At 72.4% G+C, this 14318-nt stretch carries 12 protein-coding genes; 10 read left to right on the top strand and 2 right to left on the bottom strand.

Translation table 11 applies throughout. From position 1 onward, the window contains the following. The first annotated feature begins 38 nt into the window (after positions 1-38). From RWE79_RS27645 to RWE79_RS27620, 6 genes are all read left to right on the top strand, one after another. Entirely contained in the window at positions 39-1889 is a 1851-nt protein-coding gene (locus RWE79_RS27645; RefSeq protein ID WP_475942780.1) for an ABC transporter ATP-binding protein, read from the top strand. Next, positions 1886-3715, top strand: coding sequence for an ABC transporter ATP-binding protein (locus tag RWE79_RS27640; RefSeq protein WP_475942779.1), 1830 nt, complete (start codon positions 1886-1888; stop codon positions 3713-3715). The genes RWE79_RS27645 and RWE79_RS27640 overlap by 4 nt, the downstream gene beginning before the upstream one ends. After that, positions 3712-5469, top strand: a complete 1758-nt coding sequence (locus RWE79_RS27635; protein ID WP_475942778.1) for an ABC transporter ATP-binding protein — start codon at positions 3712-3714, stop codon at positions 5467-5469. Before RWE79_RS27640 ends, RWE79_RS27635 begins: the two co-directional genes overlap by 4 nt. A 230-nt stretch (positions 5470-5699) precedes the next feature. Beyond that, a complete protein-coding gene (locus RWE79_RS27630) occupies positions 5700-8096 on the top strand; it encodes a M4 family metallopeptidase (RefSeq protein ID WP_475942777.1) in 2397 nt (798 codons plus the stop codon). 180 nt (positions 8097-8276) lie between these two features. Then, positions 8277-8480 carry a cold-shock protein gene (locus RWE79_RS27625; RefSeq protein WP_475942776.1) on the top strand — a complete coding sequence of 68 codons (204 nt, stop codon included), beginning with the start codon at positions 8277-8279 and terminating at the stop codon, positions 8478-8480. A gap of 231 nt (positions 8481-8711) precedes the next feature. Further along, positions 8712-10076, top strand: coding sequence for a DEAD/DEAH box helicase (locus tag RWE79_RS27620; RefSeq protein WP_475942775.1), 1365 nt, complete (start codon positions 8712-8714; stop codon positions 10074-10076). 143 nt (positions 10077-10219) lie between these two features. Here RWE79_RS27620 and RWE79_RS27615 read toward each other — a convergent pair whose 3' ends face one another. After that, entirely contained in the window at positions 10220-10813 is a 594-nt protein-coding gene (locus tag RWE79_RS27615; protein WP_475942774.1) for a PepSY domain-containing protein, read from the bottom strand. 136 nt (positions 10814-10949) lie between these two features. On the opposite strand from RWE79_RS27615, the gene RWE79_RS27610 reads away from it, so the two are divergent. From RWE79_RS27610 to RWE79_RS27600, 3 genes are all read left to right on the top strand, one after another. Next, positions 10950-11627: a response regulator transcription factor gene (locus RWE79_RS27610; RefSeq protein WP_475942773.1), complete on the top strand. Its 678-nt coding sequence runs from the start codon at positions 10950-10952 to the stop codon at positions 11625-11627. Between the two features lie 61 nt (positions 11628-11688). After that, complete coding sequence (locus RWE79_RS27605; RefSeq protein WP_475942772.1) at positions 11689-13125, top strand: sensor histidine kinase; 1437 nt, start codon at positions 11689-11691, stop codon at positions 13123-13125. Between the two features lie 100 nt (positions 13126-13225). Beyond that, positions 13226-13372, top strand: a complete 147-nt coding sequence (locus tag RWE79_RS27600; RefSeq protein ID WP_475942771.1) for a hypothetical protein — start codon at positions 13226-13228, stop codon at positions 13370-13372. Here the strand turns inward: RWE79_RS27600 and RWE79_RS27595 are convergent. Continuing rightward, a complete protein-coding gene (locus RWE79_RS27595) occupies positions 13336-13947 on the bottom strand; it encodes a PfkB family carbohydrate kinase (protein ID WP_475946136.1) in 612 nt (203 codons plus the stop codon). The genes RWE79_RS27600 and RWE79_RS27595 overlap by 37 nt on opposite strands. Positions 13948-13968: 21 nt before the next feature. On the opposite strand from RWE79_RS27595, the gene RWE79_RS27590 reads away from it, so the two are divergent. Then, positions 13969-14304 carry a hypothetical protein gene (locus RWE79_RS27590; protein WP_475946441.1) on the top strand — a complete coding sequence of 112 codons (336 nt, stop codon included), beginning with the start codon at positions 13969-13971 and terminating at the stop codon, positions 14302-14304. Positions 14305-14318 lie beyond the last annotated feature (14 nt).

Genomic DNA, 14318 nt, shown 5'->3' with positions numbered 1-14318 from the left:
CTACCCCCAGCCTCGTGCAACGAGAGGAGCCCCGGCCGATGACCTCGATCACCGAACAACCCGCTGAGCAGGCGGCGGAGCCGCCCGCCTCGGCGGAACCGCCCCCGGCGGCGGAGGCCGAACTGCCCACGCCGGACGGCGCTTCGCGCCGCCTGCTGCGGGGCCTGATGGCCCCGCACCGGCCCCGGATCTGGGTGGCCGCGGTCCTGCTGGTGGTGCAGCAGGCCTGTGTGCAGGCGGGCCCGCTGATCGTGGCGTACGCCATCGACCACGCGATCCCGGCGCTGCGGCACGACGACAACGGGCCGCTGATCGCCGTGGCCGTGGCCTACCTCGGCTGTGCCGTGCTGGGCGCGGTGCTTCAGCGTGTGTTCGTCCGGGCGGCCGCCCGGATCAGCCAGGACATCCTGCTGGACCTGCGGGGCCGGATCTTCCGGCACGCGCAGTCCCTGGGCCTGGACTTCCACGAGCGCTACACCTCGGGCCGGATCATCGCGCGGGCCACCTCCGACGTGGAGTCGATCAGGGAGCTGCTCACCGACGGGCTGCAGGAGCTGCTCAACGTCGGCCTCTCGGTGGTCTACATCTCCCTCGTGCTGCTGTACCTCGACTGGGGTCTGGGGCTGTTCGCGCTGGTGACGGCGGTGCCGCTGGTGCTGACCGTGCGTGCCTTCCGGCGGCGGTCGCACCAGGTGTACGCGAGGCGGTCGGCGGCGATCGCCGCCGTGATCGTGCAGTTCACCGAGACGATGAACGGCATCCGGCCGGTGCAGGCGTTCCGCCGTGAGAAGGCCAACGACGAGGCGTTCGGCGCGCTCAACGCCACGCACCGCCGGGCGAACGGGGACGCGATCCTGGAGATGGGCCGGTTCGCCATGTCCTCGTGGCTGCTGGCCAACACCTCGGTGGCGCTGGTCGTGCTGTGGGGTGCCTACCGGGTGGCGGAGGGCACCCTGGCGCTGGGTGTCCTGGCGGCCTTCGTGCTGTATCTGCGCAGGCTGTACGCGCCCATCGACCCGCTCGGGATGTTCCTGAACTCCTACCAGTCGGCGGCGGCCTCGCTGGACAAGATCGCGGGACTGCTGGCACAGACGCCGTCGGTGCCGGAGCCGGTGACGCCCCGCGAACTCCCGGCGCGCCGGGAGGGGATGCCCGGCCGTGAGGTGGTGTTCGAGGGGGTGCGCTTCGCCTACCGGACCGGCGGCGAGGTGCTGCCGCGCCTGGACCTGCGGCTGCCGGCCGGCCAGACGGTGGCCGTGGTCGGGGCGACCGGGGCGGGGAAGTCGACGCTGGCCAAGCTGCTGGCCCGGTTCTACGACCCCACCGACGGCAGGGTGCTGCTCGACGGTGTCGACCTGCGCGAGCTGGCGCTGCCCGAACTACGGCGCGGCACGGTGATGGTGACGCAGGAGGCGTTCCTGTTCTCCGGCACCGTCGCCGAGAACATCGCGATCGGCCGGCCCGACGCGACCCGCGCCGAGATCGAGAGCGCCGCGAAGGCCATCGGCGCCCACGACTTCGTCGCCGCCCTGCCCGACGGCTACGACACCGACGTACGCAAGCGCGGCGGCCGGATCTCGGCCGGGCAGCGGCAGTTGGTGGCCTTCGCGCGGGCGCTGCTGGCCGATCCGGCCGTGCTCATCCTCGACGAGGCGACCTCGTCCCTGGACGTGCCCGGTGAACGGGCGGTGCAGCGGGCGATGCGTACCGTGCTGGCCGGACGTACCGCGGTGATCATCGCGCACCGGCTCTCCACCGTCGAGATCGCCGACCGGGTGCTGGTGATGGACGCCGGACGGGTCGTCGAGGACGGCACACCGGATGATCTCGTGGCACGGGACGGGCGGTTCGCCGGGCTGCACCAGGCCTGGCGGGACAGCCTCGTATGACGCGGAAACCCATGCGCCCGATCGACGCCTACGCCGACCCCGGCACGCCGCCGCCGGGCCGGGGGCCGGGACGCTTCCTGTGGTGGCTGCTCACCAGCCAGCCGCACCGGGCGGTGGGCGGGGCGGTGTACGGCACGGTGTGGATGGTGGTGCTGACCGCGCCGCCGTACTTCATGTCCCGGGCGATCGACGACGGCCTGGCGCCGGGGAACATGACGGCCGTGATCGGCTGGACGTCGGCGCTGCTGGTCACGGGGGTGTTCAACGCCTGGGTGAGCATCATGCGGCACCGGACGATGACACGGCTGCGGATGGACGCCCGGTTCCGGGTCGTCAAGGTGGTGATCCGGCAGGCGGTGCGGCTGGGGGCGGCTCTGCCACGTCAGGTGCAGGCCGGGGAGGTGGTGACGGTCGGCGTCAGCGATGTGCAGACCATCTCCAACTCCCTGACCATCGCCGGGCCGGGCGTCGGCTCGGTCGTCGCGTACCTGGTGGTGGCCGGTGTGCTGATGTCCATTTCCGGGCCGCTGGCCGCCGTCGTCCTGCTGGGCATGCCGGTGATGGCGCTCCTGCTCGGCCCGCTGCTGGGGCGGCTGCAGAGCGCCGAGGGTGCCTACCGCGAACGGCAGAGCGGGCTGACGGCCCGGATCGGCGACCTGGCGGAGGGCCTGCGCGTGCTCAACGGGCTGGGCGGCAAGGAGCTGTACGCGGACCGCTTCCGGAGTGCGTCGAGCGGGCTGCGGGAGCAGGGGTACCGGGTCGGCGCGGTGACCAGCTGGGTGCAGGCGCTGGGCAGCGGGCTGCCGACGCTGTTCCTGGCCGTCGTGACGTGGCTGGCCGCGCGGCTGGCCGCACAGGGCAGCATCAGCGTGGGCGAGCTGGTGTCGGTGTACGGGTATGTCGCGGTGCTGGTGGCCCCGGTGGCGTTCTTCGTCGAGGGCGCCTACCAGATCAGCCGCAGCCTGGTGGCGGCCCGCCGGGTCGTACGTTTCCTGGCGCTGGAGCCCGCCGCCGACACCGGCACCCGGGAGGCGCCCGCCGGGCCGTCCGCGCTGCACGACCCGCGGTCCGGGGTGACGGCGGCCCCGGGCCGGTTCACCGCCCTGGTCAGCGACCGGCCCGCCGACGCGGCCGCCGTCGTGGACCGGCTGGGCCGGTTCTCGGGGTCGGACGCGACTTGGGGCGGGGTGCGGCTGGACGACGTGCCGGTGGCCCGGGTGCGGGCCCGCGTCCTGGTCGCGGACAACGAGGCCGATCTGTTCGCGGGCACCCTGCGCGACATGGTCTGCGGCGCCCGGGAGCACACCGACTCCGCCGTCGCGCGGGCCCTGCACGCCGCCGTGGCCGACGACATCGTCCAGGGCCTGCCGGACGGGCTGGACTCCCCCGTCGACGCGCAGGGCCGCAACCTGTCCGGCGGCCAGCGGCAGCGGGTACGCCTGGCCCGGGCGCTGCTGGCCGACCCGGAGGTGCTGCTCGCGGCCGAGCCCACCTCCGCCCTGGACGCGCACACCGAGGCAGCCGTCGCGGCCCGGCTGCGTACGTTCCGCGGCGGCCGTACGACGCTGGTCACCGGCACCTCGCCGCTGCTGCTTGAGCAGGCGGACGCCGTGTACTACCTGGTGGAGGGCCGGGCCGCCGCGGTGGGTACGCACCGCGAACTGCTGTACGCCGAGCCGGGATACCGGGCGCTCGTCGCCCGGGACGCGGACTTCGACACCGACACCGACACCGACACCGACACCGAGAAAATCGGCACCGCCAAAATCGGCACCGTCAAAATCGGCACCGAATTCGCAGCCGAGGAGGAGGAGACCGTCCGATGACCGCCCAGCTCCCCGTCGCCGGACCGGCCGAGGTCCGCCGTGCCGTGCTCGGCCTGGTCCGTGCCGACGGCCGCGCCTTCGCCGCCGTCCTCGCCCTCAACGCGGCCGCCGCCGCGTCCGGGCTGGCCGGGCCCTGGCTGCTCGGCCGCATCATCGACGAGGTCCGGGCGGGCTCCGGCGTCCGCGCGGTGGACCGGCTGGCGCTGGTCATCGTGGTCTTCGCCCTCGTCCAGCTGCTGCTGTCGCGCTGGGCGGGCTACGCCGGGCACCGCTTCGGCGAACGTGCGCTGGCCCGGCTGCGCGAGCAGTTCGTCGACCGGGCGCTGGCCCTGCCGGCCTCGGTGGTGGAGCGGGCCGGAAGCGGCGATCTGACGGCCCGGGGCACCGGCGATATCGCGTCGCTCGCGGCCACCCTGCGCGACGTCGGCCCGCAGATGTTCATCGCGGTGGTCCAGTGCCTGTTCCTCTTCGGCGCGGTCTTCGTGATCGACCCGGTGCTGGGCGGGTGCGGGCTGCTCGGCCTCATCGGCATCCGGTACGCGCTGCGCTGGTATCTGCGGCGGGCCCGGGACGCGTATCTGGCGGAGGGCGCGACCAATTCGGAGGTCGCCGAGATCCTCGCGGCCACGGCTTCCGGAGCGCGGACGGTCGAGGCGTTCGGCCTCCAGGAACGGCGGCTGGCGGTGAGCGGGCGGACGATCGAGGAGAGCCGGCGGACGCGGTTCGCGACGCTCGCCCTGCGCACGGTGTTCTTCCCCGCCGTGGAGATCTCGTACCTGGTGCCCGTGGTCGGCGTGCTGCTGGCCGGCGCCGTACTGCACGCCCACGGGATCACGTCCCTGGGCTCGGTGGCCGCCGCCGCGCTGTATCTGCGGCAGGTCGCCGAACCGCTGGACCAGGCCCTGATGTGGATCGAGCAACTGCAGAGCAGCGGCGCGTCCTTCGCCCGCGTCGAGGGCCTCGCCACCGCTCCGCGGTCCGCTCCGGCGGCGGTCCCGGTGCCGGACGGGGACCGGATCGACATCACGGGCGCCCGGTACGCGTACGACGGCGGGGCCGAGGTCCTGCACGGCATCGACCTGACGATCCGGCCCGGCGAACGGCTGGCCGTCGTCGGGCCGTCCGGCGCGGGGAAGTCCACCCTCAGCAGGCTGCTGGCCGGCATCGACGCGCCGCTGTCGGGGTCCGTGACGGTCGGCGGCGTGCCCATCTCCGAACTGGATGCCGAGCAACTGCGGCGGCACGTCGTCCTGGTGACCCAGGAGCATCATGTCTTCCTCGGCTCGCTCCGGGACAACCTGCTCATCGCCGCGCCGTCGGCGAGCGACGACCAGCTGGCGGCCGCGCTGACCGCCGTGGGCGCCGACTGGGCCACCGACCTCGGCGCGGCGCCCCGCCTCGACGGCTCGCAGGCGCAGCAACTCGCCCTCGCCCGTGTCGTCCTGGCCGACCCGCACACGATCGTCCTCGACGAGGCGACGGCTCTGCTGGACCCCCGTACCGCCCGCCACACCGAACGCGCGCTGGCCACCGTGCTGGAGGGACGTACGGTGATCGCCATCGCGCACCGGCTGCACACCGCCCACGACGCGGACCGGGTGGCCGTGATGGAGGGCGGCCGGCTCACCGAACTGGGCACTCACGAGGAGCTGGTGGCGGCGGGCGGTGCCTACGCGGCGCTGTGGAATTCCTGGCACGGCGACCGTCCGCCGGGCGCCGTCCGACGGCCGGACAGCGCAGGTAAAAGCAGGTAAAGCCGATAAAGGGTGTCGAGGGATAACCCTCAAGTCGCAGTCATCTCGATGACATGTACGGGTAAAGAGTGGCAGCCTGCAGACAGTTAAATGCACAGGACCGGCACAGCCTCGGCACAGTCCTGGCAAAGCAACGGCCCCGCACTGCTCAGCTCTTCCCCGGTCAGCACACCCCGTCTGCCCGGTCTGTCACCGGACGCCGATCGGCGTCCGTCGCAGTAGGAGTACGAGTGAGACGATCCCCCCGCAAGGCGGCCGCAGCCGGCGCTTTGGTCGCCACCGCCGCATTCCTGGCCGTCGGCATACAGTCGACTCCGGCCACCGCAAAGCCCGCCCCCCACGCGAGCGCCCTTCGGACCGGAGGGCTTGAGGCCAAGCTCTCCCCCGCGCAGCACGCCGCGCTCATCAAGAGCGCGGACAAGAAGATCTCCGCCACCGCCAGGACGCTCGGCCTGGGCGCCAAGGAGAAGCTGGTCGTCAGGGACGTCACCAAGGACCAGGACGGCACCCTGCACACCCGCTACGAGCGGACCTACGCCGGTCTGCCCGTCCTCGGCGGCGACCTGATCGTCCACACCCCGCCGGCCGGTGACGCCCTCGGCACCGTGGGCACGACCTTCAACAACAAGCACACCATCAAGGTCGCCTCCACCACCGCGTCGTACGCCAAGTCCTCGGCGGAGTCCAAGGCGCTCGCGGCCGCGAAGGCCCTCGACGCCGGCAAGGCCACCACCGACAGCGCCCGCAAGGTGATCTGGGCCGGCAGCGGCACTCCCAAGCTCGCCTGGGAGACCGTCATCGGCGGCCTGCAGGACGACGGCACGCCCAGTCAGCTGCACGTCGTCACCGACGCCACCACCGGCAAGAAGCTCTACCAGTACCAGGGCATCAAGACCGGTACCGGCAACACCCAGTACAGCGGCACCGTCACCCTCAACACCACGCTGTCCGGGTCGACGTACCAGCTGTACGACACCACGCGCGGCGGCCACAAGACGTACTCGCTGAGCAACGCCACGTCGGGCACCGGCACCCTGATGACGGACTCCGACGACGTCTGGGGCACCGGCTCCGGCTCCAACACCCAGACCGCCGGCGCGGACGCCGCCTACGGCGCCCAGATGACCTGGGACTTCTACAAGAACACCTTCGGGCGCAGCGGCATCAAGAACGACGGCGTCGCCGCCTACTCCCGCGTCCACTACAGCACCGCGTACGTCAACGCGTTCTGGGACGACACCTGCTTCTGCATGACCTACGGCGACGGCACCAGCAGCACCCACGCGCTGACCTCGCTCGACGTCGCGGGCCACGAGATGAGCCACGGCGTCACCTCCAACACCGCGGGCCTGAACTACACCGGTGAGTCCGGCGGCCTCAACGAGGCCACCTCCGACATCTTCGGCACCGGCGTCGAGTTCTACGCCAACAACAGCAGCGACGTCGGCGACTACCTCATCGGCGAGAAGATCGACATCAACGGCGACGGCACCCCGCTGCGCTACATGGACAAGCCCTCCAAGGACGGCGGCTCCGCCGACTCCTGGTACTCCGGCGTCGGCAACCTGGACGTCCACTACTCCTCGGGCCCGGCGAACCACATGTTCTACCTGCTCTCCGAGGGCAGCGGCACCAAGGTCATCAACGGCACCTCGTACACCAGCACCACCTCCGACGGCGTGGCCGTCGCCGGTATCGGCCGGGCCGCGGCCCTGCAGATCTGGTACAAGGCGCTGACGACGTACATGTCGTCCAGCACCACCTACGCGGGTGCCCGCACCGCCGCCCTGAGCGCCGCCGGCGCGCTGTACGGCACCAGCTCGGCCCAGTACGCGGGGGTCGGCAACGCCTTCGCCGGCATCAACGTCGGCAGCCACATCACCGTCCCGACGACCGGCGTGACGGTCACCAACCCGGGCAGCCAGAGCTCCACCGTCGGCACCGCCGTCAGCCTGCAGATCGCGGCCAGCAGCACCAACAGCGGCTCGCTCACCTACAGCGCCAGCGGCCTGCCCACCGGCCTGTCGATCAGCAGCTCCACCGGCGCCATCACCGGCACCCCGACCACGGCGGGCACCTACAGCACCACCGTCACGGTCACCGACAGCGCGAGCGCCACGGGCACCGCGGCCTTCACCTGGACGGTCAGCTCCTCCGGCGGCGGCGGCACCTGCACCTCCACGCAGCTGCTCGGCAACGCGGGCTTCGAGTCCGGCGCCACCACCTGGACCGCCAGCAGCGGCGTCATCACCAGCTCCACCAGCCAGGCCGCCCGTACCGGCTCGTACAAGGCCTGGCTGGACGGCTACGGCTCGACCCACACCGACACGCTGTCCCAGTCGGTGACCATCCCCAGCGGCTGCACCGGCACCACCTTCACCTTCTACCTCCACGTCGACACCGCGGAGACCAGCACCAGCACCGCGTACGACAAGCTGACGGTCACCGCCGGCTCCACCACCCTGGCCACCTACTCCAACCTGAACAAGGCGACCGGCTACGTCGCCAAGTCGTTCAGCCTGTCCGCCTTCGCCGGCACCACCGTCACCCTGAAGTTCAGCGGCGTCGAGGACTCCTCGCTCCAGACCAGCTTCGTCATCGACGACACCGCGGTCACCACCAGCTGATTCAGCAGGTGAGAGCGACGTAGATCACAGAGCGACGTGGGCCACCTCTGTTAGGGTGGTCCACGTTGCTCGTGTGGTACCCATGAACTTTGTGCGCGCCAGATCGTTAGCGATCTCGGCGCACTTTTGTTTTTCCGGCCATGTCCGGTGTTTGGGAACCCATCCCGTTAGGAGACAGATATGGCGACCGGAACCGTGAAGTGGTTCAACTCGGAAAAGGGCTTCGGCTTCATCGAGCAGGACGGCGGCGGCGCCGACGTCTTCGCCCACTACTCCAACATCGCCGCTCAGGGCTTCCGTGAGCTGCTTGAGGGCCAGAAGGTCGAGTTCGACGTCACGCAGGGCCAGAAGGGCCCGCAGGCGGAGAACATCCGCCCCATCTGAGCCACCCCGCTCAGCACCGGGCGGCCCGCACCCTGGCGGTGCGGGCCGCCCTCCTTTCAGCGCCCATCGCGCCACCGCACGGCACCGTCGCCGCGCGCGGCAGACGTCACCATGGGTCGCTGCGTCGGCTTCGGCCGTCGTGCCGGGAACAGCCGGCAAAGCGCCGGTTCCTCACTCCTTACGGAGGCGCCGGCTCAGATCCCCCTGCCGCGCTCCCGGAAGGCCCATCACATGCTCACGTTCTCCGACCTGCCCCTCGACCCGGCGCTGGTGTCCGCCCTGACCGAGAACGGGGTCACCGAACCGTTCCCGATCCAGTCCGCCACCCTCCCGGACTCGCTGGCCGGACGGGACGTGCTGGGACGCGGCCGCACCGGTTCCGGCAAGACCCTGGCCTTCGGCCTCGCGATGATCAGCCGTACGGCGGGCCGCCGCGCCGAGCCCAAGCGGCCGCTGGTCCTGGTGCTGGTCCCCACCCGGGAGCTGGCCACCCAGGTCAACGAGGCGCTCACCCCGTACGCCGACGCGGTCGGACTGCGTAGCGCCGTCGTCTTCGGCGGCACCTCGATCAACCGCCAGATCGACGCCCTCAAGAAGGGCGTGGAGATCCTGGTCGCCACCCCCGGGCGGCTGTTCGACCTCATCGACCGGCGGGCGGTGGCGCTGGACAAGGTCACCATCGCAGTCCTCGACGAAGCCGACCAGATGGCCGACATGGGCTTCCTCCCCCAGGTCACCCGGCTGCTCGACCAGGTCGACCCCAACGGCCAGCGGATGCTGTTCTCGGCGACCCTGGACCGTCAGGTCGACAAGCTCGTCAAACGTTTCCTGACCGACCCCGTCACACACTCCGTCGACCCGGGGACGGCCACGGTCACGACCATGAGCCACCACGTGCTGCACGTCGACGACGGCACCAAGCGCGCCACCACCGCGGAGATCGCCAACCGGGACGGCCGCGTGATCATGTTCGTCGACACCAAGCGGGGTGCCGACCGGCTGGTCAAGCACCTGCTCGGGCAGGGCGTACGGGCCGTGGCGCTGCACGGCGGCAAGTCGCAGCCCCAGCGGGACCGGGCGCTGGACCACTTCCGTGAGGGCCGGGCCACCGCACTGGTCGCCACCAACGTCGCGGCCCGGGGCATCCACATCGAAGGCCTCGACCTGGTCGTCAACGTCGACCCGCCCACCGAGCCCAAGGACTACCTGCACCGGGGCGGCCGCACCGCCCGCGCCGGCGAGTCCGGCGCCGTGGTCACCCTGGTACTGCCCGAGCAGCGGCGCGAGACGGCCCGCCTGATGACGGCCGCCGGCATCCGCCCGCAGACCGCCCGGGTCCGCCCCGGCGACCCCGAACTGGTCAAGCTCACCGGCGCCCGCCGGCCCTCCGGCACCGCCGTCACCGTCATCGAGGCCCCCGGCACGGTCCCGGCCCCGGCCGCCGCGGCCCCCGCCAAGCGCCGCCGCCCCCGCCGCACCGCACCCGCCGACGGCGTCGGCCACACCCGCGGCCGCGCCGCCTCCACCGCCGGCCGCGGCGGCGCAGCCGGCCGCCGAGCCCGCCGCGACGGCAACCCGGGCACCCCCCGCGGCTGACCCCCGCCGAGGGGGGCGGCCGGGCCCGGCGGCGGTCCGGCCGCGGAGCGGCGGCTGCAACCCGGAGCGGTCGGAGGAAGACGTGCCGGTCCCCGCAACCGTCGGCTGCGCAACCCGGTGAACGTTCGCGGTCACCGCACCTACTAGCTCGCGGCGGACTCGACGGTGTTGCCGGTCACGGTGCCGCTCGCGCCGTCGACGGTCACCAGGTGCCGGACGCCGTCGGTACCCAGCACCTCGACCTCCCAGGCGGTTCCGCCGCCCTGCTCTGCGACCGCGCGCAGCGAGTCCGGCTTGCCGCCGGAGACCGCGCCCGTGGCCGCCTCGATCGCCTTGGCGGCCGAGACCGAAGGCAGCGGCGCGGGCGCGAGAGTACTACCGGTGCTCGGAGCACTCGGGGTGCTCGGAGCACTCGGGGCCGTCCGCGGGCTCCGGCGGAGCCCGGACCCGTCGTTCCCACGGCCGCCGTCCTGGCCTCGCGCGTCACCCCGGGTGCGCTGCCCGCCGTCCTCGCCACCGCGCCTCGCCGTGACGCGGCCGTGGCCCTGGTCGTGGTGGACGGTCGCGGCGACGCCGACCGCCGCGCCGCCCACCAGGACGACCGCGGCGCCGAGGGCCGCTCCACGGCGTCGGCTCATCCGGGGCAGTCGCTGCCGCAACGACCTGGTCGGCTTGGCCGGCGTGACCGGCGTGGACTCGGGCTGCTCTGGCTGCTCGGGCGGGACGGACTGGGACATGCGCGGGCTCCTGATGGCGTCGGCCGACCTGGTGCCGGCTGCTGCCGAGAGCTTGCAACGCGGTTGCTGAAGCCAGGCTGAAGGCAGCTGAAGGCCTCTTCAGGTACCGCCCGGACGACGTGCGAGGCTGTACATCGTGCGCGTACTGGTGGTCGAGGACGAGAAGCGGCTCACCGCCGCCCTGCAGCGGGGCCTCACGGCCGAGGGATTCACCGTCGATGTCGCCCATGACGGGAACCAGGGGCTGTGGCTCGCCCTGGAGCACAGCTATGACGTGATCGTGCTCGACATCATGCTGCCGGGTCTCAACGGCTACCGGGTCTGCGCCAGGCTGCGCGCGGCCGGCAGCGAGACGCCGATCCTGATGCTCACCGCCAAGGACGGCGAGTACGACGAGGCCGAGGCGCTGGACACCGGTGCCGACGACTTCCTGTCCAAGCCGTTCTCGTATGTCGTCCTGGTCGCCCGGCTCCGCGCGCTGCACCGCCGAACCGGCCACCGGCTCCCGGCGACCCTCGAACTCGGCGACCTGGTGATCGACCCGGCCCGCCGCACCTGCGTACGCGACGGCAGCGACATACGGCTCACCACACGGGAATTCGCCATCCTGGAGTACCTGGCCCGGCGCGCCGGCGAGGTGGTGCCGAAGCGCGAGATCCTCCACCACGTCTGGGACTCCGCCTTCGAGGCGGACCTCAACCTGGTGGAAGTGCACGTCAGCGCCGTCCGCCGCAAGATCGACACCCCTTTCGGGCGCTCCGCCCTGGAGACCGTACGCGGCGCCGGCTACCGTCTGGCGGCCGACGGTGGCTAGTGCGGCCGAAGAATCAGCCCGACCGGCGATCGAGGACGGAACCGGCCACCGGACGGACCCGGTGAACCGTTCCGGTCACCTCGCCGCGCTGCGGCGCTTGCGGAGCGTACGGCGCCTGTGGCCGGGGTCGGTGCGGGCGCGGGCGACGGTCGGGGCGACGGCGGTCGTCGCGGTCGCGCTGGCGGCGGCCTCCTTCGCGCTGTTCGCGATCCTCCACATCGACCTCCAGCGCAACGCCGACGAGGCCGCCACCCAGCAGGCGGACACCGTGGCCGGGCTGGCCGCCCAGGGCAAGCTCCCGGAGCTGCTGCCGCTCGCGCACGGCGCCGACTTCATCCAGGTGGTCGACGCCGACGGCCACGTGGTGGCCGCGAGCCAGAACCTCACCGGCCGCCCGGCCATCGCCCGCCTCAGCCCCCGTGACGGCACAACGCGCACCACCCGCTCCGGCGAACCGTTCGACGACGGACACCGTCAGCGGATCGTCGCCGTCAGCGCCCGGACCCCCAGCGGCGAGGTCACCGTCTACGCGGGCACCTCGCTGCGGGACGCGGACGCGGCCGACGAGATCACCGGGGCCGCGCTCGGCATCGGCATGCCGCTGCTGCTGGCCACGGTCGCCCTGGTCACCTGGTGGGTGACCGGCCGGGCGCTGCGTCCCGTGGAGGCCATCCGGTCCGAGGTCGCCGAGATCACCGGGCACGCCCTGCACCGCCGGGTCCCGGTCCCGGCCGCCCAGGACGAGATCGCCCGCCTCGCCCGCACCATGAACGCCACCCTCGACCGCCTGGAGGACGCGGTCGTCCGCCAGCGCCGGTTCATCGCCGACGCCTCGCACGAACTGCGCAGCCCGATCACCGTCCTTCGTACGCAGCTGGAGGTCGCCCTGGCGCATCCGGACCCGGCGCTGTGGCCGGATCTGGTCAGCGACGCGCTGGAGGACACCGTCCGGCTCCAGGATCTCGCCGCCGACCTGCTGCTCCTCGCCCGTCTGGACGCGGCCGAGCCCGTCCCGAGGCAGCCGCTGGACCTGGCAGATCTCTGCCGTACGGTGATCGACGCCCGTCCGGGCGACCGGCTCCGGATCGATGCCACGCTACGGCCCGGCATCACCGTCGACGGCAACCGCGGCTGGCTCACCCGGCTCCTCACCAATCTGCTCGACAACGCCCAGCGCCACGCCGACCGGAACATCACGCTGACCCTGAGCGCGGACCCCGCCGACCGCACCGCCGTGCTGGAGGTGGGCGACGACGGACCCGGCATTCCCGAGGCCGACCGCGACCGGGTCTTCGAGCGCTTCACCCGCCTGGACGACGCCCGCAGCCGCGACCTCGGCGGTGCCGGCCTCGGCCTGGCCATCGCCCGCGACATCGCCGCCCACCACGACGGCACCCTCACCGCCGAGCCCCACCCGCACGGCGCGCGCATCGTGGCCCGTCTCCCTCTCGCGCACCGTCCGTGTCATGAAGCAGCCGCATCGGATGGACACTGGTGACGTAGCCCTACCCAGAACGCATCGTTGCCCGGCCAGCGCGGACGGTTCCACGGCGGAAGGGGTTCTTCACGAAGACCTCGTCGTCGGAGCACCACTGTCCATGGAGGATCTCTCCGAGGCCCAGCGCCTCGACCGCTTCGCCAGTAAGTACGCCCACGACGGTTGCCAGGTCAGAGAGGTCCGGCGGGTCCCGCAGGACAACCTGAGCGGCTACGCATGGTCCGTCCGCTTCGTCGAGACCTCCTGAACACTTAAGCCCCTGTCTGAGCGTTCTCGGTCCTGGCGGGGACCGAGAACGCCGATACCGGCGATCAGCGCGGCGATGTCCTCGCCGACGGCCTCGGCGCACGGCCGGTCTCCGTGGACGCCCACGGCCCAGGGCCGGGCGCCCTCGCTGCCCAGCGATTGGGCCGGCCGCGCGAGGGGCCGGGTATGGACGTGGGCGGGCACGGGGATGTCCTGCGGGCTGAGCCGGCCGCCCGCGGTGCCGGTGCGGTAGTAGGTGACCCGGCTGTGTGTCGCCGTACGCCGTTCCTTGAGCAGCAGCGAGGTGGGGGCGGGGTCGAGGACGGCGAGGGTGGTGACGCCCTCGGCCCGCAGCTCGCGCAGGATCACTTCGCCCAGGTCGTCCTCGCGGACGCGGCCGATCCAGGTGACCGCCCCGCCGAGCCGGCTGACGCCGACGGCGACGTTCGACTCGGCCCCGGCGATGCCAAGGCGCAGTACGGCGCCCATCCCGAGCGGCCCCGGTTCCGGCGCGGACAGGACCCCCAGTACCTCGCCGACCGTGACGAGGTAGGGCGGGGAAGGCTCTGGGTCCAGAGCGCCGGCACGGCGGCCGGCGTGGTCGCGTCGAACGCCCGCACCGGCACGTACTCCCTGCAGACGGGGGTCAGCGCCAGCGGCGGCATCCAGACGGTCAGCGGCCTCACCTCCAGCGGCAGCTACCTGCTGGCCGCCTGGGCCAAGGTGGCCACCGCCGGTGAGGAGGTCGCGGTCGGCGTGAAGAGCTTCGGCGGCACCGAGACCTACCTGCGGGCCTCGACCACGAGCTACACCCAGCAGCCCATCTTCTTCACCACGGGCGGATCCACCACCTCGGCCGACGTCTACTGCTACAAGAACTCCGGCTCCGCGGCCGGATACTGCGACGACTACACGCTGGTGAAGCTCCCGTAAGGGCCCGCCACTCA

It is taken from the genome of Streptomyces sp. RLA131 (assembly GCF_056270125.1).
Note: the sequence above shows the minus strand (reverse complement) of the source record. Positions and strands in the feature narration are given on the sequence as shown.

What these genes read in the sequence shown, in the direction of transcription:
- RWE79_RS27625 (WP_475942776.1), top strand. Translation starts at nt 8,277, where the DNA reads ATGGCGACCGGAACCGTGAAGTGGTTCAACTCGGAAAAGGGCTTCGGC.
- RWE79_RS27600 (WP_475942771.1), top strand. Translation starts at nt 13,226, where the DNA reads ATGGAGGATCTCTCCGAGGCCCAGCGCCTCGACCGCTTCGCCAGTAAG.
- RWE79_RS27635 (WP_475942778.1), top strand. Translation starts at nt 3,712, where the DNA reads ATGACCGCCCAGCTCCCCGTCGCCGGACCGGCCGAGGTCCGCCGTGCC.
- RWE79_RS27615 (WP_475942774.1), bottom strand. Translation starts at nt 10,813, where the DNA reads ATGTCCCAGTCCGTCCCGCCCGAGCAGCCAGAGCAGCCCGAGTCCACG.
- RWE79_RS27640 (WP_475942779.1), top strand. Translation starts at nt 1,886, where the DNA reads ATGACGCGGAAACCCATGCGCCCGATCGACGCCTACGCCGACCCCGGC.
- RWE79_RS27620 (WP_475942775.1), top strand. Translation starts at nt 8,712, where the DNA reads ATGCTCACGTTCTCCGACCTGCCCCTCGACCCGGCGCTGGTGTCCGCC.
- RWE79_RS27645 (WP_475942780.1), top strand. Translation starts at nt 39, where the DNA reads ATGACCTCGATCACCGAACAACCCGCTGAGCAGGCGGCGGAGCCGCCC.